This is a genomic window from Phenylobacterium sp. LjRoot225 (genome assembly GCF_964252855.1).
In the GTDB taxonomy this organism is placed as follows: domain Bacteria; phylum Pseudomonadota; class Alphaproteobacteria; order Caulobacterales; family Caulobacteraceae; genus Phenylobacterium.
The window spans coordinates 693,722-711,805 of record NZ_CAXUPL020000002.1; the positions used below are offsets into that span (position 1 = coordinate 693,722).

An 18,084-nucleotide genomic window follows, 5' to 3' on the forward strand; every position below is an offset into this window, starting at 1 on the left:
ACCCCGGTTACGTTTGTGTTACGGCCCTTGCGAAATGAGCGTCAACGCCCAACCGAACGGGCGGCCAATTCCGCCGGTCTGATGTCACATTCTAGACACAGCAGAGATACAGAGCTGGGCGCGGCGCCTTCGCCGTTACAGCCAGACCCGCCCTCGCAGAGGTCACGCTTCTGCGGCGGATTTCTTCACCTTATCAGTTACTTATGCGGCGCGTTCGCGGATCCCGGCGGACGCCTTGCGCCGCCTGCGCTCGCCCCCGTCGCGCGGCGCCGGCCGCCCATTCAGCCATGTATCGAATTAGGGCAGCGCGATGGTCAATTTGCGAACACCTGTCACTTGGTGACCGTCACCTTTGTTTCACTCCGGTGACTCCGGTCGCGGCCGCTGATAGGGGCCCGCACCGCGCGCGCGTCCGCCTTACCGGTCCTTCGGATCGATCGCGTCGCGCAGGCCGTCGCCGATGAAGTTGAAGCTGGCGAGCGTCACGATCATCGCCGCCGAGGGGAAGATCAGCAGCCAGGGCGCCAGCTCCATCTGCTGGGCGCCGTCGGCGATCAGCCCGCCCAGCGAGGCCATCGGCGGCTGCACGCCCAGGCCCAGGAAGCTCAGGAAGCTCTCCGCCAGGATCACCGCCGGAATGGTCAGGGTCACATAGACCACCACCGGCCCCAGCAGGTTCGGCACGATGTGGCGACGGATGATCGCCACGTTCGTCAGCCCCGCGGCGCGCGCGGCCTCGACGAACTCCTTCTGCTTCAGGGTCAGGGTCTGGCCCCGCACGATCCGGCTCATGGTCAGCCATTCGACCGCCCCGATGGCCACGAACATCAGCACCAGGTTGGACCCAAAGGTGACCATCAGCAGGATGACGAAGAAGATGAAGGGCAGCGAATAGAGCACGTCGACCAGGCGCATCATCGCCTCGTCCAGCCGCCCGCCGACGAAGCCGGCGGTCGCCCCCCAGGCGACGCCGATCACCAGGGAGACCGCCGTGGCCGTCAGGCCGATGGCCAGCGAGACGCGCAATCCCATCAGCAGTCGGGCCAGCAGGTCGCGGCCCAGCGCGTCGGTCCCCAGCAGATGGCCGCCGGTGAGCGGCGGCGCCCAGACGTCGGCCTTGCGCACCTCGTCGTAGCCGAAGCCGACGTACAGCGGCCCGAGCAGGGCGCCGAGCGCCAGCGCGGCCAGCACGACCAAGCCGCCCACCGCGGCCTTGTTGCGAAACAGCCGGCGCCGCGCGTCGTCCCACAGGCTGCGGCCGCGCGCCGCCCGCTCCAGCTTCGCCGCCGCCCCGGGCGTTCCAAGCGTGATCCGCCTCACGTCAGCCGCACCCGCGGATCGAGCGCCGCGTAGAGCAGGTCCGCCAGCAGGTTCAGGGCGAGGATCAGGGCCGCGTAGACGATCACCATCCCCATCACCACCGTGTAGTCCCGCTGCAGGGCGCTCATGACGAAGAACTTGCCCAGGCCCGGCAGGTTGAAGATCCGCTCCACCACCAGCGACCCCGTCAGCAGGCCCGCGCAGGCCGGCCCCAGATAGCTGATCAGCGGCAGGATCGCCGCGCGCAAGGCGTGGCGGGCGATCACCCGGTGCTCCGGCAGGCCCTTGGCCCGGGCCGTGCGGATGTAGTTGGCGCGCAGCACCTCGACCATGCCCGCCCGGGTCAGGCGCGAGATCACCGCCACCTGCGGCAGGGCCAGGACGATCACCGGCAGCACCAGGTTGCGCCAGGCGCCGTCGTTCCAGCCGCCGCTCGGCAGCCAGCCCAGCTTCGAGCCGAAGGCCAGCACCAGCAGCGGGGCGGTGACGAAGGTCGGAATGCAGACGCCCAGCACCGCGGCGCCCATGACCAGGTGATCAAGCCCGCCGTTCTGCCGCGCCGCCGCCAGCACGCCCAGGCTCACCCCCGTCACCGCGGCGAGCGCAATGGCCAGGCCCCCCAGCTTCAGGCTGACCGGCGCATTCTCCTGCAGGATCTGCAGGACGCTCTTGTCCCTGTACTTCAGGGACGGCCCCAGATCGCCCCGCGCGACGCCGGCCAGATAAGAGAGGTATTGCGCCCCCAGCGGCCGGTCCATGCCGTAGCGCGCCAGCACATTGCGTTCGATCTCCGGCGACAGCTTGCGGTCCGTGTCGAACGGCCCGCCGGGCGCCGCGCGCATCATGAAGAAGGCCAGGGTGATCACCAGCAGCAGCGTCGGGATCGCAACCAGCAGACGCCGGCCAATGAAGCGGAGCATGGGGACCGGGGGCCGAAACAGGGCTGGTCCGCGACCTTCCCTCCCGGTCGGATTGATGTCAAACGGGTCCCACACCACCTAGAGACCGACACCCAGAGAACGGCCACCCAGAGCCCCCGGCCACCTAGAGAGACGAGAGCCGCATGAGCCAGTTCCGCCGCGTCACCGACCAGGTTTCCGTCAGCCCGCAGATCACGCTCGCCGACGTCGACGAGGCCGCGCGCCAGGGCTTCAAGCTGATCGTCAACAACCGCCCCGACGGCGAGGAGCCCGGCCAGCCGCCGAGCAGCGCCTTCCAGGCCGCCGCCGCCGCCGCCGGCCTCGCCTACGTCCACATCCCGGTCAGCGGCGGCCCGACCCCCCAGCAGGTCGAGACCCAGCGCCAGGTGATCGCCGAGGCGGATGGCCCCGTGCTCGCCTTCTGCCGGTCCGGCACCCGCTCCATCGTCACCTGGTCGCTGGGCGAGGCGCAGTCCGGCGCCCACAGCCGCGACGAGCTCGTGCAGCTCGGCCGCGAGGCCGGCTACGACCTCTCCGGCGTCCTGCCGCGCTGAGCACCATGATCCCCCCCAAGATCCCGTACGTCCGCGATTTCGACTTCGCGTACGGCCGGGTCGACCAGGTTTCGCCGCTGGTTCGCCGGGTGATCGCCAACAATCCGAGCCCCTTCACCTACGTCGGCACCGGGACCTACATCATCGGCCGCGGCGAGGTCGCGGTGATCGATCCCGGCCCCGACCTGCCCGAGCACCTGGACGCCATCCTGGCCGCGACCGCGGGCGAGCGGATCGTCGCCATCCCCATCACCCACCATCACAGCGACCACTCGCCCCTGGCCGTCGCGCTGAAGGCCCGGACCGGCGCGACCGTCTACGGCTGCGCGCTGGCCGACCCGGCGCAGGTCGACACCGGCGAGGTGCGGATGGAAGCCGGCCACGACGCCGACTTCGCCCCCGACGTCAGTCTTTGCGAGGGCGGCAGGATCTCGGGCCCCGGCTGGACCCTGGAGGCGATCCCCACGCCCGGCCACACCTCCAATCACCTCTGCTATGCCCTGGCCGAGGAGAACGCCCTCTTCACCGGCGACCACGTCATGGGCTGGTCGACCACGGTGATCGCCCCGCCCGACGGCGACATGACCGACTACATGGCGAGCCTGGAGCAGGTCCGCGCCGGCGGCTTCTCCACCCTCTGGCCGACCCATGGCCCGCCGGTGCGCGAAGTCGCGCCCTTCCTCGATGCCTACATCGCCCATCGCCGTGAGCGCGCGGACCAGATCCTGCGCGCCCTCGAAGCCGGCCCTGCCCGCATCGCCGACCTCGTGCCCCGCCTCTACGCCGACGTCGATCCGCGGCTGCACCCCGCCGCGGCCCGCTCGATGCTGGCCGCCATGATCGACCTCGTCCGGCGCGGCCAGGTTCGCACCGAGGGCGCTCCGGGCGCCTTGAACGAATACCGGCTCGTCTGAACCTCAGCGCGCCTGCGAGACGCCGAAGGCGAAGGTCGTCACGAACTGACGCAGAGCGTCGTAGTTGGTCAGGTCGTAATTGCGCGAGGTCACCGTCGGCTGCCCGCGCTGCGCGGCGATGAACTTCAGGGCCAGTCGCTTGAAGAAGTCGTACTGGCTGTAGCGGATCGCCCCGGCGGCGTGGTGCACTAACGCCGGCGTCCACTCAGTCTCGTGCTGGAACTTGGCGAGACAGTCTTCGCATCCCTCCCAGTCGTGCGGATTGAACCCCGCCGCCGAGAGCGACACCGAGATGAAGACGGCAGGCTTGGCGTTCAGGACCTCGTGCTGGGCGCGCGCATAGGCGACCAGCGGCGCCTGGTAGCGGCCGATATGCAGCGAGGCGGCCAGGATCACCGCATCATATGGCCCAGGATCCGGTTCGGACGCATCCGGCCCCGCCGGCTCCACCGCCGTGGGATAGCCGGCCTCGCCCAGGGCGCGCGCCGCATAGTGGCAGAGGTCCCGGGTATGCCCCTCGGTCGAGCCATAGACGATCAGGACCCGCATCTTACCGCCCCCAGCTGCGACGCCCGGTCTTTGACGTCCGCAGCGCTAACGCCCCCGGACGGCCGAAGGTCCCGCCAAGGCCGAACTGGAACGCATCCTGCAGAGCTCGTCTCATCCGTCCCAGAGTGTCTCCAGTCGGGACGGCCCATGAGAAGGCGGCGGAACGAGCCCAAAGTGCCCTGCCTTCCGCCGGCGCCAGTCACGCGTCGGCCCGCCCCGGCCTCCCCCACGGAGGCCGGGGCTTCATTTTGGCCGCCAGGTCGCCGAAGATGTGCTCCATGAGCCGCGCTCGATCCCAGGCCGCGCGCACCATCAGGGCGCCCCGCGACCGCGTCTATCAGGCCTTCCTGACGGCCGAGGACCTCGCCGTCTGGCTGCCGCCCGGCGAGATGACCGCCCGCTTCCACGCCTTCGATCCAAGTCCGGGCGGCGGGTTCGAGATGTCGCTCTTCTATCCAGCCGACGCCGACGCCGGCCGGGGCAAGACCGCGGCCGACGAGGATCGCGTCCGGGTCCGCTACCTCGAGCTGTCGCCGCCGGAACGCATCGTCAAGGCGGCCGACTTCGTCTCTGACGACGCCGCCTTCGCCGGCGAAATGCGCATGACCGTGACCTTCGAGACGCGGGGCGCCGACACGGAGGTGGCCATGCTGTTCGAGGACCTGCCCCCGGGCGTGAAGCCCGAGGACAATGACGAAGGCGCGCGCCTCAGCCTCGAGAAGCTCGCCCGCCACCTCGAAAGTCCGGAACCTTAGACCGCGAAGCTGTAGCCGCCGTTCACCGGATAGGTCTGGCCGGTGATGAAGCCCGCCGCGTCCGAACAGAGGAAGAGCGCCGCCCCGGCGACGTCGTCCGGGCGTCCGAAGCGGCGGATGACGTAGCGCGACACCTGCCGCTTGGCCCCGTCGCTCTCCAGGAAGGCCTGCTCCTTCGCCTTGTCCTCCATCGGCGGCAGGATGGCCGAGAGCGCGATGGCGTTGGAGGTGATGCCGTAGCGGCCGGCCTCCTTGGCGATGGCGCGCACGAAACCGCCGGCGGCCGCCTTGGCCGCGGAATAGGCCGCAAGCCTCGCCTCGCCGACGCGCCCGGCGTCGGAGACGATGGTGACGATCCGGCCCCCGCCCGCCTGGATCATCCCGGGGATCGTCGCATGGCAGCAGTTCATCACGCCGAAGGTGTTGGTGCGGAAATAGCGATCCCACTCGCTCGGATCGGTCTCCCAGAACTCCGGCGACAGGCCGATCTGAGCATTCGGCCCGGCGTTGCCGGCGTTGTTCACCAGCAGGGTGACCGGCCCCAGCTTTTCGGTCGCCGTCGCCACGCCGGCGCGCACGGCGGCGAGATCGCCGACGTCGAACACGACCGGGATCGCCGGAACGCCCATCGCCTCGATCTCGGCGGCCACGGCTGCGGCGCGCTCCGGCACGAAGTCGTTCACCGCGACGCCGCCGGCGTTGTGGCGCGCCAGCATCAAGGCGATCTCACGGCCGACGCTCTGGCCGGCCCCGGTCACCAGGGCCACCTGGCCGCCCAGGTCCAGCGGATCTTCCCCAATCATGTCGTCCACCCTTGTTGAATTGATCTTCTGTCCCCGGCCTGGCGCCGCGTGGCGGCAGGTCAGATTGGCCCCGAGGCTCTTAGTTACCAGCTGGCAACTTAGTCCCCGCGATAGCGGCTGTCTCCACCGTCGCCGGCCCTTGCCCGCACTTTCCGCCACGGCGATCCGCACGGGCGCGGAGAGAGGCGTCCGGTCGCAGGACGGATGGAGCTTGGCCGTGCGAGCTCGGCCTCGGGGGGCGTCATCTGCTGCGAGTCATCATCACCGCATGCGTGCGCACGCTCTTGCCTGGCTAGGTCTCCTGGCCGTCCCCGTCCTTCTCGCCACGCCGACGCCGCTCCGCGCGGCCGGATTCGAAGACGCCGTCCTCGACGAGATCAACCAGGTTCGCGCCAACCCCCGGGCCTACGCCCGCGAGCTGCGCCGCCAGTGGGCGGGCGACGGCGGTTATTCCGATGACGGCTATGGCATGAGCCGGGACGATCCGGACGCGGTGGAGGACGCCATCGACTTCCTCATGCGCCAGCCGCCGCTCCCGCCGCTCGCTCGCGATTCACGCCTCGCGGCGGCGGCGCGCACCCATGTGACGCGGCAAGGGCCGCGCGGCGAGGTCGGCCACGGCGCGCCGGGGGCGCTGGGCCGCCGCCTGCAGGCGCAAGGGCTCTGGGCCGGGATCCAGGCCGAGAGCATCTCCTACGGCCAGCGCACGCCCCGCGACGTGGTGCGCCAGCTGGTGGTGGACAGCGGCGTGCCGAGCCGCGCCCACCGCAAGGATCTGTTCGCCGCCGCCTACCAGGCCGGCGGCGTCGCCTGCGGCCCCCACGCGGAATACGGCGCCATGTGCGTCATCGATTTCGCCGGCGCGATCGTCCAGCGATAAGGGGGCGGCGATGAGGGGTCAGCGAACGCCGGCGATCTCGACCTCGGCGCCGTTCACCTCGACGGCGTCGCCGACCGCTTTGCCGAGCAGGGCGCGCGCCAGCGGCGAGACATAGGAGACGCTGCCCCGGGCCGGATCGGCCTCGTCCTCGCCGACGATGCGGAAGGTCTGGCGCCGGCCGTCGTCGCGCTCGATCTCGACGGTGCGGCCGAACTGCACCGTCTCGGCGACACCCTCGGGCTCCATCAGCTGGGCGCTGCCCCGGCGCGCCGACCAGTAGCGCAGCTCGCGCGTGGCGCGGGCCATGGCGGTGCGGTCGGCGCTGATGCCGCCCTCGCTCTGGGCCTGCGCATAAGCCGCGCGCGCCGCCGCCAGCTCGGCCTCGATCGCGGCGAGGCCGGAGGCGGTGACCAGGTTCGGATGCGGCGAGATCGGACGGTCCGGAAGGTCCGCGGCGCGGGCCTCGTAGTCTTCCTCACGGGTGAATGCGACTGCCATCCAGGAGATCTAGGGCTGCCGGGCCCCATCCGGAAGGGCCCAGTCTGGAAGGATGGGGCGCTCCGCGTCCAGCACTCGCCAGCTCATCAGCCCCGGATCGCGCGCCAGCTGGTCGCGCAGCACGCGCACGTCGGCGTCCGAGGCGTCGCCGGTCCGGCCCGCCACCCGCGCCTCCAGCACAGCCGCCGGCGCCTCCAACCAGAGGCCGTGGAACGGCGCGCCCACCGCCGTCGCCACCGCCTGCGCCCGCGCGCGCATCTCCGGCCGCAGGAAGGTCGCGTCCAGCACCACCGCCCGCCCGGACTTGAGCAGCGTCTCGGCGAGGCCGAAGAATTCGTCGAACACCGCCGCGTCGGCCTCGGGCGTGTAGGCCGCGGGCCCGGCCCTCTCGGTGGGCGTCAGCCCCGCCTGCCGCTTGCGGATCTCGTCGCTGCGCAGGATCACCGCCCCCGGAGCCGCGCCGAGCCCCGGCGCCAGCTCGCGCGCCACCGTCGACTTGCCGGACCCCGAGCGGCCGCCCACCGCCGCCAGCACCGGCGGATCCGGCGAAAGATGCTGCATCGCCGCCGCCAGATACCGCCGTCCGAGCGGCGCATTCCCGCTGTGGGCGCTGACATGGGCCCGCACCGCCGCGCGCACCGACAGCATCAGCGGCAGCGCCGCCAGCCCCTCCCAGAGGGTCGCCGGAAAGCGGCGCGCCGCCTCATCGAGATAGCCGGACAGAACCCGCACCGCCGCCGCCCTGCGATCGCGGAAGTCGAGGTCCATCAGCAGGAAGGCCAGATCGTAGAAGACGTCGATGTCGCTGAGCGCGTCGTTGAACTCGATGCAATCGAACAGCACCGGCCGGCCCTGCTCCACCAGGATGTTCCCCAGGTGGAGATCCCCGTGGCAGCGACGCGAGAAGCCCGCTTCGGCGCGCGCCTCGAGCAGCGGACGCCGCCGCGCGTATTCCGCCGCCGTCGCGGCCACCAGCTCGGCCACCGCCGCCTCGCCCAGCTGCGGCGCCAGATCGGCCAGGACGTGGGCGTTGGACGGCAGGGTGTAGGCGATCCCCGAGGCTGTCCTCACCGGCGCCTCGGCGTGGTAGCGGGCGATGGTCCGGCCGAGCGCCTCGGCCATCTCTCCGTCCATGGCCTCCGGGTTGGTGGAGAGCACCGCTTCGTCAGGAAAGCGCCGCATCTCCAGCACCTGGTCCAGCACCTCGCCGGGGCCGTCGAACTCCAGCCCGCCGTCGGCCCGCCGGGTGATGCGCCGCACCGCGCGATAGATGTCCGGCGCGGCCGGCCGGTTGAAGGCCAGCTCTCGCTCCAGGGCCCAGAACCGGCGCGCCTCGGTGCTCAGGTCCACATAGTCGTACCGGACCGCCTTCTTCTGCTTGAAGACCGCCGTGGGCGTCAGGAAGACCCGGGCGAGCGCGGTCTCGATCACCCGCTCGGCCTGCCCCTCCAGCCAGGCGCCCGCCTCGGCTTGCCGACCGCTGCTCAAGGGAACAGCCGGCGCGTGGTCCAGCCCGCCTCGACGCGCTCGAACACCAGCCGCTCATGCAGCCGGAAGGGCCGGTCGCGCCAGAACTCGATCACCTCCGGCGCGACCCGAAAGCCCGACCAGTGCGGCGGTCGCGGCACCTTGCCGAGGCCGAAGCGCAGGCCGTGCTCGGCGATCTTCTTCTCCAGCGCCAGCCGGTCCGGCAGCGGCCGCGACTGCGCAGAGGCCCAGGCGCCCAGCTGCGCCGGCCGGGCCCGCGTCGCCCAGTAGGCGTCGGCCTCCGCATCGCTGACCATCGAGACTGACCCGCGCACCCGCACCTGCCGGCGCAGCGACTTCCAGTGGAACAGCAGGGCGGCCTTGGGGTTGGCCGCCAGCTGCCGGCCCTTGGCGCTTTCCAGGTTGGTGTAGAAGACGAAGCCGCGCGCGTCGGCGTCCTTCAGGAGCACCATGCGCACGTCCGGCAGGCCGTCCTCGTCGACCGTCGCCACGGCCGCGGCGTTGGGGTCGTTCGCTTCCTTCTGGCCGGCCTCCATCAGCCACGCGCCGAAGAGAGCGATCGGATCGTCCGCCGTCAGCAGCGGCGGCGGCTCGGCGCGCTCGATCTGGCGGACGTAGTCGTCCTCGCTCGGCGACGGCGGGATCAGGCTCTTGTCGGTCATCGGCGGGATATAGCGCAGTCCGGCCGCCGGCGCCGCCCCGTGCGCCCCCTGCGGAATGATCACTTGCTCTCGCCAGGGCTCTGCCGCAATCAGCGCCGATGACACGACCCCAAGAGGCAGCGCTTTGAGCTCAGTGGCGGACTGGCCCCTCCTGATCGGTCGTTTCGGCCTCCTGACCCTCGCGGTGGCCCTGTTCGGCGGCGCCTGCTTCCCGCTCTACGCCCCTTGGACGCGGCGCGGCCATGAACCCACCAGCCTGCGCGTCACCGCGCCGGCCACCGCCGCCGTCGCCGGCGTCGTCTGGCTCCTCTCGCTGTGGGCCCAGACGCCGGCCCGCCCGAGCCTTGTCCAGTTCTGCCTCACCACAGTCCCGGGCGGGGCGCTGTCAGCGGCCGTCGGGCTCTGCCTCGTGCTCGTCGGCATGGCCTTCGCACCGCCGCGCTCGCCGCGGGTCCGGGCCTATGTGACGGGCGCGCTACTGGCGAGCCTGGCCCTTGTCGGCCACGCCGCGACGATCGGCGGAGTCGCCGGCGCCGTGCGGGTCGCCGTAATGGCGTTGCACCTGCTGTTCGCCGGCGCCTGGCTGGGCGGGCTGCTCCCCCTGATCATCGCCCTGCGCACGCCCGGCGCGGAGACCGAGCGCCTGCTGCGGGCCTTCGGCAAGATGGCGATCGGCGCGGTTGCGGCGCTCGCGACCACCGGCCTGGTCATCGCCGCCGTCGTCGTCAGCCTCGCCGGCGGTCCGCCCGGACCGACCTACCTCATGACCTTCGGCGTGAAGCTCGCCCTGGTGCTCTGCCTGGGCGTCGTGGCGGGCGTCAATCGCTGGGCCGTGACGCCGCTCTCCGCCCGCAATCCCGCCGCGGCGTCGCGCGCGCTCTGGTGGACCCTGGGGCTGGAGCAACTGCTGGCGCTCGCCCTGCTGATCACCGTCGCTCAGCTCGGCCTGCTCGATCCGGCGGCGTTCTAGGCGCGCCGCCCCACCCATGCGCCGAATTGTTCCGCGGCGCCGGTTCCGCTAGAAGCCGAAGCCATGTCGCACAACACCTTCGGCCACCTGTTCCGCGTGACCACCTGGGGCGAGAGCCATGGGCCGGCGCTCGGCTGCGTGGTCGACGGCTGCCCGTCCGGCATTGAGCTGACCGAGGCCGACATCCAGCCCTGGCTCGACCGGCGCCGGCCCGGCCAGGGCAAGTTCGTCACCCAGCGCCAGGAACCGGACGCAGTGCGCATCCTCTCCGGCGTGTTCGGCGACGAGCGCACGCCCGGCCAGGTGACCACCGGCACGCCGATCTCGCTGATGATCGAGAACCTCGACCAGCGCAGCCGCGACTATTCCGAGATCGCCCAGGCCTTCCGCCCCGGCCACGCCGACTACGCCTATTTCGCCAAGTACGGGGTGCGCGACTACCGCGGCGGCGGACGCCAGTCGGCCCGCGAGACCGCCGCCCGGGTCGCCGCCGGCGCCATCGCTCGCAAGATCATCCCGCACGTCGAGATCCGCGGCGCGGTGGTGCAGATCGGCCCCCACGCCGTCGATCCCGCCCGCATGGACTGGACGCAGACGCTCGAGAACCCATTCTGGTGTCCGGACGCGGCCATGGTCCCGGTCTGGGAAGAGCACCTGGAGAAGATCCGCAAGGCCGGCTCCTCCACCGGCGCCGTCGTCGCTGTCGAGGCGCTCGGCGTCCCGGCCGGCTGGGGCGCGCCGATCTACGGCAAGCTCGACGCCGAGCTCGCCGCCGCCTTCATGTCGATCAACGCCTCCAAGGGCGTGGAATTCGGCGCCGGCTTCGCCTCGGCCGCCTTCTCCGGCGAGGAGAACGCCGACGAGATGCGCGCCGGCCAGGACGGGCCGGAGTTCCTGGCCAACAACGCCGGCGGGGTCATGGGCGGTATCGCCACCGGCCAGCCGGTCACCGCCCGGATCGCCTTCAAGCCGACCTCCTCCATCCTCACCCCGCGCCAGACGCTGAACGAGGCCGGTGAGGAGATCGAGCTGCGCACCAAGGGACGCCATGACCCCTGCGTCGGCATCCGCGCCGTGCCGGTGGTGGAGGCGATGATGGCCTGCGTCCTGGCCGACGCCTTCCTGCGCCACCGCGCCCAGACGGGCGGCGGCGCCTTCCACCCGGGCGAGCGTGAGCGGCGCTAGGCCAGGTTGAGCTGATAAGGGGCCATTCGGCGGATACGGCCCAAAAACGGGTCGCATCTATGAAATGCCCCAGAAATGGGTCATAAGGCTTCGCGCACGGCGCTGGCGCCGCGGGATCCACAGATGACGCCCACCCGACATCGCGACTACACCCATGCCGTCGTGATGGGCGACCTCATCCGCAGCGAAGCCGCGCCCTCTGTCGAGCGCCTCCACAGCCTGTTCAATCGCGTGATCGACGAGATGAACGCGGCGAAGGTCGCCGAGATCGCCTCGCCCTTGACCATCACGTTGGGGGACGAGTTCCAGGGCCTCTGCCGCTCGCTCGCCGGCGGGCTCGAGATCATCAAGGCCCTGAGGCTGACCCTGCTGGCCGAGAAGGTCGAGTGCCGCTTCGCCCTGGGCGTCATCCGCCTCGAGACCCCGCTCCGCCAGGACCGCGCCTGGAACATGATGGGCGCGGGCCTCGCCGCGACTCGCGAGAAGCTGGCCGACAAGCGGGGGCCGAACGCCTACCGGTTCCATCTGCCCGAGGAGCCTGTCCTTCAGGCGTTGCTGGAAGCGATCGGCTACTCCGTCACCCTGGTCGAGCTCGACTGGACCGAACGTCAGCGCGAGATCGCCATCGCCTCGCTGTCCGGCGAAAGCTCCGCCCCGCAGCTTGCCGACCGGCTTGGGCTTGGCGTGCGGACGCTCTACAAAATCCGCAGCTCTGCAAGGTTGGACTTCTATCAGAGTCAGTGGCGTTCGCTCGGGGCCGCCGTTCAGGCTCTGGACCTCTCTTACGGGCTCTCGGATGACTGACCTGCTGCACGGCGCGGCCTACACCCTGGTCGCCTTGCTCCTGTTGATCTGGGGCGGAAATCTTCTCTGCAAGCTGCTCTTGAAGTCCTGCGGCCTCACCGCCGCCATGACCCGGCGTCGGCTGGCGGCCGAGGCCCAGGCCGCGGCGCGCGGTCAAACCCCGCCGCCCCCTGCGTTCGACCCCAAGGTGGGCGGGGTGATCGGGGCGTTCGAACGCCTGATCCTGGCGGCCGGCATGCTCAGCGGATCGTGGGAGGTCTTCGCCGCCGTCGTTGCGCTCAAGACGGTCGCTCGCTTCAAGGAGCTGGATGAACGCCTCGACGCGGAATACTTCCTGGTCGGCTCACTGTTCAGCATTCTCTGGACGATCGCGGTGACCACCGCCTGGATCGCCTACGACAAGACGTGCGGCCTGGACCTCAGCGCCCACATCTCGGCCTTCGTGACGTCCTTCAAGCCGAACTGACCCAAAACAGGCGACGCCGCCATCCCGCCAACAAGACGGCGAGCGTCGCGGACGCCGACTTTCGCCAGATCAGATCGCCGGCTGGGCCTGCGACCGCATCGCCTGGGCAGCCTCGCGGATCGCATCGGTGGAGATGCGGGCGATCACCTCGCCGCTCTCGATCACCTGCTGCAGACTGTCCCGCATCAGCTTGCTGTGCACCGCCGCCAACTCCTGCAGCGAGCTGCAGGCGCCCAGCTGGCCGAAGGCTTCCAGGTTGGTCTGCACCGCCTTCTGGGTCAGGTCGAACCAGACGCGCGAGGCGTCATGGGCGCCCTTGGCCAGCGCGCTGGACGCCTGGGACATGGCCTGCACGTTCTTCGCCGACTGCTCGGCGAGGTCCGGGTTCGACGCGGTCGCGCCGAAGGCCCGGAGCCAGTTCTGCGTCAGGCCTTCCAGGCTCCGAACGCCCGTCTCCAGGCTCGAGCTCACCGCCTGCTGGGCGGTCTCGATCTGGCTATTGAGGATCTCGCTGTTGGCCTTGGTCGCGGCGCGGCTCGCCTCCGCCCTCTTGTCGGCCGCCGCTTCGGCGGCCCGGGCGGCCTGCAAAGCAGCTGCGCCGCCGCCGTTCTTGGGTGCGGACGCACCCTTGGAAGCTTGAACATCTGCCATGGGGAAAATCCTCGCTGGAGGGGCCCGCGTGCGGCGGGCCAGGTTGCCCGGCCTTGAACGCGACGGCACGGTGATGCTGCAATGCAGCAACATCGTGTCAACCGCCGGCGGGGCCGCCCTGTTCCCCCAGAACTCGCGCTAAATTTTGCCCCGCCAGCCGAGGTTTCAGCTGAGCAGGTAGGTGCAGCTCTCGCCGATGGTCGGCCGCGACAGCTTCACCCGGCAGAGCCCCGGGAACTGCGGCTTCAGGCGCTCGGCGAAGTAGACGCAGATGTTCTCCAGAGTCGGGCTCTCCAGCCCTGGCTTGTCGTTGAGCAGACCGTGATCCAGCTCGGCGGCGACGGCCTTGAGGGCGAGGTCCAGCTCGCCCAGGTCCGCCACCCAGCCGACCGGCGGCACAGGCTCGCCGCGCACGGTCGCTTCGACGCGAAACGAATGGCCGTGCAGGCGCGTGTAGGGGCTGCCGACCGGGCCGTTCGGCAGATTGTGCGCCGCATCGAAGCCGGCGGCTTTGGTGATCTCGAAAATGGCTGGGCTCATCAGGGTCTTAGGCGGCCGTGGCTTCGAAAATGCCTCAGGCGATGCCGAGATATTTGTGGGTTTGCACGCTTAAACGCCAGCGAGGGTGGGCGAGGCAATAGGCGATCGCCGCCGCGGTGTTGGCGAGCCGTTCCGGTCCGTCCATCGGCTGCAGCAGGAAACGCTCGAAATCCAGGCCTTCGAACCGGGCCGGATCGACGCCCTCTTGCGGATAGACCAGCTTCAGCTCCTGGCCGCGGGTCTGGGCGAGCGGGGCGTCGGCCTTGGGGCTGACGCAGATCCAGTCCAGCCCCTTCGGCGCTTCCAGCGTGCCATTGGTCTCCACCGCGATCTCGAAGCCGCGGGCGTGCAGCGCCATGATCAGCGCCGTATCGACCTGAAGCAGAGGCTCGCCGCCGGTCAGCACCACCAGCCGCTCGTCCGCCCCGCCCGTCCAGGCGCGCTCGACCGCAGCGCTCAAGTCGTCGGCGGCGGCGAACCGCCCGCCGCCCGGCCCGTCCATTCCCACGAAGTCGGTGTCGCAGAAGCTGCAGACTGCGTCGGCCCGATCCGCCTCGCGTCCGGACCACAGGTTGCAGCCGGCGAAGCGGCAGAACACCGCCGGCCGCCCAGCCTGGCCGCCCTCTCCCTGCAGGGTCAGGAAGATCTCCTTGACCGCGTAGCTCACGCCACGGCCTCCTCCGCCATCAGCGCCGGCCGGCCGCTTTCGACCCAGCCCTCCCAGCCGCGGGCGCGCAGCTCGCAGGCCGGGCAGGCCCCGCAGCCGTGGCCCCAGGGGTGCAAGGTCCCGCGCTCGCCGCGGTAGCAGGTGTGGCTCTCGCGCACGATCAGCTCGACCAGCGGCTCTCCGCCCAACCCCTTGGCCAGCGCCCAGGTCTCGGCCTTGGTGAACCGCATCAGCGGCGTTTCGATCGCAAAGTCCTGGGCCATGCCCAGGTTCAGCGCCTGCTGCATGGCGTCCAGGGTGTCGCGGCGGCAGTCCGGATAGCCGGAAAAGTCGGTCTCGCACATCCCGCCGACCAGTCGCTTCAGGCCGCGCCGGTCGGCCAGCGCCGCCGCATAGACGAAGAAGGCCAGGTTGCGACCCGGCACGAAGGTCGAGGGCAGGCCCTTCTCGGTGAGCTCGATGGCCCGGTCGGCGGTCAGCGCGCTTTCGGCCACGGCGCCGAAGCCGCGCATCTCCAGCACGTGGTCCTCGCCAAGTCGCGCGGCCCAGTCCGAAAACCGCTCGACGATCGCCTGGCGCACGGCGTCGCGCGCCTGCAGCTCCACCGAATGGCGCTGGCCATAGTCGAAGCCGACGGTCTCGACCCGGTCATAGCGATCCAGCGCCCAGGCCAGGCAGACGGCGGAGTCCTGTCCGCCGGAAAACAGCACAAGCGCGGCCGAAGTCCCGTTCATCGCCCCCATATGCGCGTTGGGGCGGCCCGGGGGAAGACTCGCGGCGGAGGCCAGGCGCGAAAGCTCGCAAGACAATCAGGCCCGGAGCGACAATTTGGGAACCCGCGGCCGCCGATGTCAGTTGTGCAGCCGTGAACCCAGAAGATCTCAGAAAAGAAGCCGCTTCGGCTGAGTTCATGGCCAAGGTCGTGAGCTATCTGCCGGACAGGCAATGGCTCACCGCCAAGGCCGCGGAGCTGCGCCGACTCGCCGAACGGATCGAGGCGCGCTCGTGGGACCCGCAGACGCCGCCCGACGCGCCACCCTCGCCGCCCTCGCCGCGCCAGCAATAGGCCCGCGGGCGTCCCCCTCGCGTCGGTCGGTCTCGTAAACCTTCCGCACACCGAGTTGCTGTAGCCACAGCTATGATGGAAGCGGCTTGTCCCTCACCCGAGGTCGAGGCCTTCGCACGCGAACTTTGCGCGTCCGAGGGCTGGGATCCCGACGAACGCATCGATTGCGAGGCGGGCGAGATCGCGTCCGCAGTGCAATGCGCCGCCACCGGCCGCTGGAGCTGCGCGCGTTGGCAGGTCTACGCACCCGCCGCAGAACGCATGGCCGCCTCGCGCGCCGACGACTGGGACACTTTCTGAGGGACCGCGTCTGGCGCACAGCCCCCGCTAGGCTGCGGGAAAAATTAAGCAACTCCGCTTTAGATTGTTCCCGCATCAGGGGGAAACGATGACTGAGGCCACCTCCTACGGCCTGACGGACGTGGCGCGACGCTTCGTCGCGTGCGCCCCGATCTACATGACGCTGATGGACCTCGAAGGCCGCGTCATCGAGATGAGCCAGGTCTTCGTGAAGGCCTTCGTCGACAGCACCGGCGTGTCGCAGGCCGACGTCCTCGGCAAGCACGCCGCCGAATCGGTGCCCGATGTCGGCCCGGTCGTGAGCGAGATCTACGCGCGCCTCGCGCGCGGCGAGCCCACGGTCGAGATCGAGCAGGACCTGCCGCTCCCCGACGGCCGCTGCCTCAGGCTGCGCTGCCAGGCCAGTTATTGGCGCGACGAGGCCGGCCAGCCGAGCGCCATTCTCATGGTTCACCAGGACATCGGCGCCGAGATCGAAGCGCGGCTGGCGCGCGAAGAATCCGCGGCGCAGCTGCGTGCGGTGGTGGACAACCTGCCCGCCCAGATCGCGCTGGTCGATCTGGAGTCCGGACGCGTCGAGCTGCTCAACAACAGCGCCGTGAAGGTCATGGGCGAGTCGGTCGGCCGCACCTGTCAGGAGATCTTGGAGCCCGCGCAACTGGAGCACTTGGAGCGCTATGTCGCTGAGACCGAGATGGCCGGCGGCGTGCTTGAAGCCGAGCATGTCCTCGTTTCGGGACCGCTCAAAGGCCGGACCGCGCGCCTGAAGCACATCGTCTTCCGCGACGCCCGCGGGCGTCGCCAGCTGCTCTGGATCGCCGAGGACATCACCGAGCTGCGCCAGTCGGCGGAGGCGCTGCAACGTGCGGCCGCCGAGGCCGCGGCGGCGAACCGCGCCAAATCGGAATTCCTGGCCAATATGAGCCACGAGATCCGCACGCCGCTGAACGGGGTCATGGGCGTCGCAGGCGCCCTGGCCAAGACGACGCTCAACCCGGCCCAGCGCGAGATGGTCTCGCTGATCGAGACCTCCGCCAAAACCCTGGAGACCCTGCTCAGCGACATCCTCGACCTGGCGCGCATCGAGGCCGGCAAGATGGAGCTCAGGCCGGAGCCCTTCGACCTGGCGACCTCGGTCAACGCCTGCACCGCCCTGTTCGACGCCGCCGCCCAGGCCAAGGGCCTCGACATGGAGGTGGCGATCGCGCCGGCTGCCCTGGGGGCCTACGTCGGCGACGCCGCCCGCATCCGGCAGATCCTCTCCAACCTGCTGGGCAACGCGGTGAAGTTCACCCAGACCGGGCGGGTGCGCCTGACCGTCCAGGCGCGCCGCGGCGAGACCAGCTCAGAGCTGCGCTTCGAGATCAGCGACACCGGCATCGGCTTCGACGAAGACACCAAGGCCAGGCTGTTCTCCCGCTTCGAACAGGCCGACGGCTCCATCACCCGCAGGTTCGGCGGCTCGGGCCTTGGCCTGGCCATTTGCCGCTCGCTCGCCGAAGCCATGGGCGGACGGCTCGAAGCCGACGCCAAGCCGGGCCAGGGCGCGGTCTTCATCCTGACCGTCGAGCTGCCGCGCTGCGTCGGCGCCTTCGACCTCTGGTGCGAGGAGGCCGAGGACGAGCACCCCCACGACCCGATGGTCGGCATGCGCGTGCTGCTGGCCGAAGACCATCCGACCAACCGCCGGGTCGTCGAGCTGATCCTGGGCGCCGCCGGCGTCGACCTGACCTGTGTCGAGAACGGCGCCGACGCCGTCGAGGCCTTCCGCACCGGTGTCTTCGACCTGATCCTGATGGACATGCAGATGCCGGTGATGGACGGGCTCACCGCCATCACCAGGATCCGCGAGCTCGAACGCGAGGCGGGCGCGCCGGCGACGCCCACCTATGTGCTGACGGCCAACGCCATGCCCGAGCATGTCAGCGCCTCGCTCCAGGCCGGCGCCGACGGCCACTTGTCGAAGCCGATCCTGGCCGACGCCCTGCTGGAACGCGTCGCGGAGGTGGCCGGAGCGCGACCTCTCGCCGCGACCCCCACCCCGCAGGCGACCTTCGGCTCCCGCTGCGGCTAAACCCAGGGTAAGCCCTTC

General features: G+C 70.5%; 22 protein-coding genes. 11 read left to right on the forward strand and 11 right to left on the reverse strand.

The genetic code is table 11. The features are described 5' to 3' along the window. Positions 1-417 precede the first annotated feature (417 nt). The gene (locus tag ACSQ2B_RS13510) at positions 418-1,320 is read right to left on the reverse strand and encodes an ABC transporter permease (protein WP_436050534.1); all 903 of its coding nucleotides are present in this window, start codon (positions 1,318-1,320) and stop codon (positions 418-420) included. Beyond that, entirely contained in the window at positions 1,317-2,240 is a 924-nt protein-coding gene (locus ACSQ2B_RS13515) for an ABC transporter permease subunit (RefSeq protein WP_436050536.1), read from the reverse strand. Before ACSQ2B_RS13515 ends, ACSQ2B_RS13510 begins: the two co-directional genes overlap by 4 nt. Before the next feature lie 143 nt (positions 2,241-2,383). Here ACSQ2B_RS13515 and ACSQ2B_RS13520 point away from each other — a divergent pair, with 143 nt between their 5' ends. Beyond that, positions 2,384-2,794, forward strand: a complete 411-nt coding sequence (locus tag ACSQ2B_RS13520; RefSeq protein WP_436050537.1) for a TIGR01244 family sulfur transferase — start codon at positions 2,384-2,386, stop codon at positions 2,792-2,794. Positions 2,795-2,799: 5 nt separating this feature from the next. Further along, positions 2,800-3,708 (forward strand): MBL fold metallo-hydrolase, encoded by a 909-nt coding sequence (locus ACSQ2B_RS13525; RefSeq protein WP_436050539.1) that lies wholly within the window; start codon positions 2,800-2,802, stop codon positions 3,706-3,708. A gap of 3 nt (positions 3,709-3,711) precedes the next feature. On the opposite strand, the gene ACSQ2B_RS13530 is transcribed toward ACSQ2B_RS13525, so the two are convergent. Beyond that, the gene (locus ACSQ2B_RS13530) at positions 3,712-4,257 is read right to left on the reverse strand and encodes a flavodoxin domain-containing protein (RefSeq protein ID WP_436050541.1); all 546 of its coding nucleotides are present in this window, start codon (positions 4,255-4,257) and stop codon (positions 3,712-3,714) included. A gap of 278 nt (positions 4,258-4,535) precedes the next feature. On the opposite strand from ACSQ2B_RS13530, the gene ACSQ2B_RS13535 reads away from it, so the two are divergent. Continuing rightward, positions 4,536-5,012 (forward strand): SRPBCC domain-containing protein, encoded by a 477-nt coding sequence (locus tag ACSQ2B_RS13535; RefSeq protein ID WP_436050542.1) that lies wholly within the window; start codon positions 4,536-4,538, stop codon positions 5,010-5,012. On the opposite strand, the gene ACSQ2B_RS13540 is transcribed toward ACSQ2B_RS13535, so the two are convergent. Continuing rightward, positions 5,009-5,815: an SDR family NAD(P)-dependent oxidoreductase gene (locus tag ACSQ2B_RS13540; RefSeq protein WP_436051030.1), complete on the reverse strand. Its 807-nt coding sequence runs from the start codon at positions 5,813-5,815 to the stop codon at positions 5,009-5,011. The two genes, ACSQ2B_RS13535 and ACSQ2B_RS13540, sit on opposite strands and share 4 nt — an antisense overlap. Positions 5,816-6,083: 268 nt before the next feature. On the opposite strand from ACSQ2B_RS13540, the gene ACSQ2B_RS13545 reads away from it, so the two are divergent. After that, positions 6,084-6,695: a CAP domain-containing protein gene (locus tag ACSQ2B_RS13545; protein WP_436050543.1), complete on the forward strand. Its 612-nt coding sequence runs from the start codon at positions 6,084-6,086 to the stop codon at positions 6,693-6,695. 18 nt (positions 6,696-6,713) lie between these two features. Here the strand turns inward: ACSQ2B_RS13545 and greA are convergent, their stop codons facing one another. Genes greA through pdxH form a run of 3 tightly spaced genes read right to left on the reverse strand, consistent with a single transcriptional unit; the run spans position 6,714 to position 9,343 of the window. Then, positions 6,714-7,193: a transcription elongation factor GreA gene (gene greA, locus ACSQ2B_RS13550; RefSeq protein ID WP_436050545.1), complete on the reverse strand. Its 480-nt coding sequence runs from the start codon at positions 7,191-7,193 to the stop codon at positions 6,714-6,716. A 9-nt stretch (positions 7,194-7,202) separates the two neighbouring features. Beyond that, positions 7,203-8,681, reverse strand: a complete 1,479-nt coding sequence (locus ACSQ2B_RS13555) for an AAA family ATPase (RefSeq protein WP_436050546.1) — start codon at positions 8,679-8,681, stop codon at positions 7,203-7,205. Next, positions 8,678-9,343 carry a pyridoxamine 5'-phosphate oxidase gene (gene pdxH, locus ACSQ2B_RS13560; protein WP_436051031.1) on the reverse strand — a complete coding sequence of 222 codons (666 nt, stop codon included), beginning with the start codon at positions 9,341-9,343 and terminating at the stop codon, positions 8,678-8,680. The genes ACSQ2B_RS13555 and pdxH overlap by 4 nt, the downstream gene beginning before the upstream one ends. A gap of 133 nt (positions 9,344-9,476) precedes the next feature. On the opposite strand from pdxH, the gene ACSQ2B_RS13565 reads away from it, so the two are divergent. From ACSQ2B_RS13565 to ACSQ2B_RS13580, 4 genes are all read left to right on the forward strand, one after another. Then, on the forward strand, positions 9,477-10,313 hold the full coding sequence (locus ACSQ2B_RS13565; RefSeq protein WP_436051032.1) for a CopD family protein: 837 nt from the start codon (positions 9,477-9,479) through the stop codon (positions 10,311-10,313). Between the two features lie 63 nt (positions 10,314-10,376). Then, entirely contained in the window at positions 10,377-11,498 is a 1,122-nt protein-coding gene (gene aroC, locus ACSQ2B_RS13570) for a chorismate synthase (protein WP_436050548.1), read from the forward strand. 123 nt (positions 11,499-11,621) lie between these two features. Further along, positions 11,622-12,302, forward strand: a complete 681-nt coding sequence (locus ACSQ2B_RS13575; RefSeq protein ID WP_436050549.1) for a SatD family protein — start codon at positions 11,622-11,624, stop codon at positions 12,300-12,302. Further along, positions 12,295-12,768 carry a hypothetical protein gene (locus ACSQ2B_RS13580; RefSeq protein WP_436050551.1) on the forward strand — a complete coding sequence of 158 codons (474 nt, stop codon included), beginning with the start codon at positions 12,295-12,297 and terminating at the stop codon, positions 12,766-12,768. The genes ACSQ2B_RS13575 and ACSQ2B_RS13580 overlap by 8 nt, the downstream gene beginning before the upstream one ends. Positions 12,769-12,837: 69 nt before the next feature. Here ACSQ2B_RS13580 and ACSQ2B_RS13585 read toward each other — a convergent pair whose 3' ends face one another. From ACSQ2B_RS13585 to queC, 4 genes are all read right to left on the reverse strand, one after another. Continuing rightward, the gene (locus ACSQ2B_RS13585; protein ID WP_436050553.1) at positions 12,838-13,419 is read right to left on the reverse strand and encodes a phasin family protein; all 582 of its coding nucleotides are present in this window, start codon (positions 13,417-13,419) and stop codon (positions 12,838-12,840) included. 165 nt (positions 13,420-13,584) lie between these two features. Next, the gene (locus tag ACSQ2B_RS13590) at positions 13,585-13,959 is read right to left on the reverse strand and encodes a 6-pyruvoyl trahydropterin synthase family protein (protein WP_436050555.1); all 375 of its coding nucleotides are present in this window, start codon (positions 13,957-13,959) and stop codon (positions 13,585-13,587) included. 34 nt (positions 13,960-13,993) lie between these two features. After that, on the reverse strand, positions 13,994-14,626 hold the full coding sequence (gene queE / locus ACSQ2B_RS13595; protein WP_436050557.1) for a 7-carboxy-7-deazaguanine synthase: 633 nt from the start codon (positions 14,624-14,626) through the stop codon (positions 13,994-13,996). After that, entirely contained in the window at positions 14,623-15,360 is a 738-nt protein-coding gene (queC, locus tag ACSQ2B_RS13600; RefSeq protein WP_436050559.1) for a 7-cyano-7-deazaguanine synthase QueC, read from the reverse strand. The genes queE and queC overlap by 4 nt, the downstream gene beginning before the upstream one ends. Positions 15,361-15,536: 176 nt before the next feature. Between queC and ACSQ2B_RS13605 the strand changes: the two genes are divergently transcribed. The 3 genes from ACSQ2B_RS13605 to ACSQ2B_RS13615 all read left to right on the forward strand — a co-directional run bounded on the left by ACSQ2B_RS13605 (position 15,537) and on the right by ACSQ2B_RS13615 (position 18,066). Then, positions 15,537-15,692, forward strand: coding sequence for a hypothetical protein (locus ACSQ2B_RS13605; RefSeq protein ID WP_436050561.1), 156 nt, complete (start codon positions 15,537-15,539; stop codon positions 15,690-15,692). A 72-nt stretch (positions 15,693-15,764) separates the two neighbouring features. Beyond that, positions 15,765-15,992 (forward strand): hypothetical protein, encoded by a 228-nt coding sequence (locus tag ACSQ2B_RS13610; RefSeq protein WP_436050563.1) that lies wholly within the window; start codon positions 15,765-15,767, stop codon positions 15,990-15,992. Between the two features lie 88 nt (positions 15,993-16,080). Beyond that, the gene (locus tag ACSQ2B_RS13615) at positions 16,081-18,066 is read left to right on the forward strand and encodes an ATP-binding protein (protein WP_436050565.1); all 1,986 of its coding nucleotides are present in this window, start codon (positions 16,081-16,083) and stop codon (positions 18,064-18,066) included. Positions 18,067-18,084 lie beyond the last annotated feature (18 nt).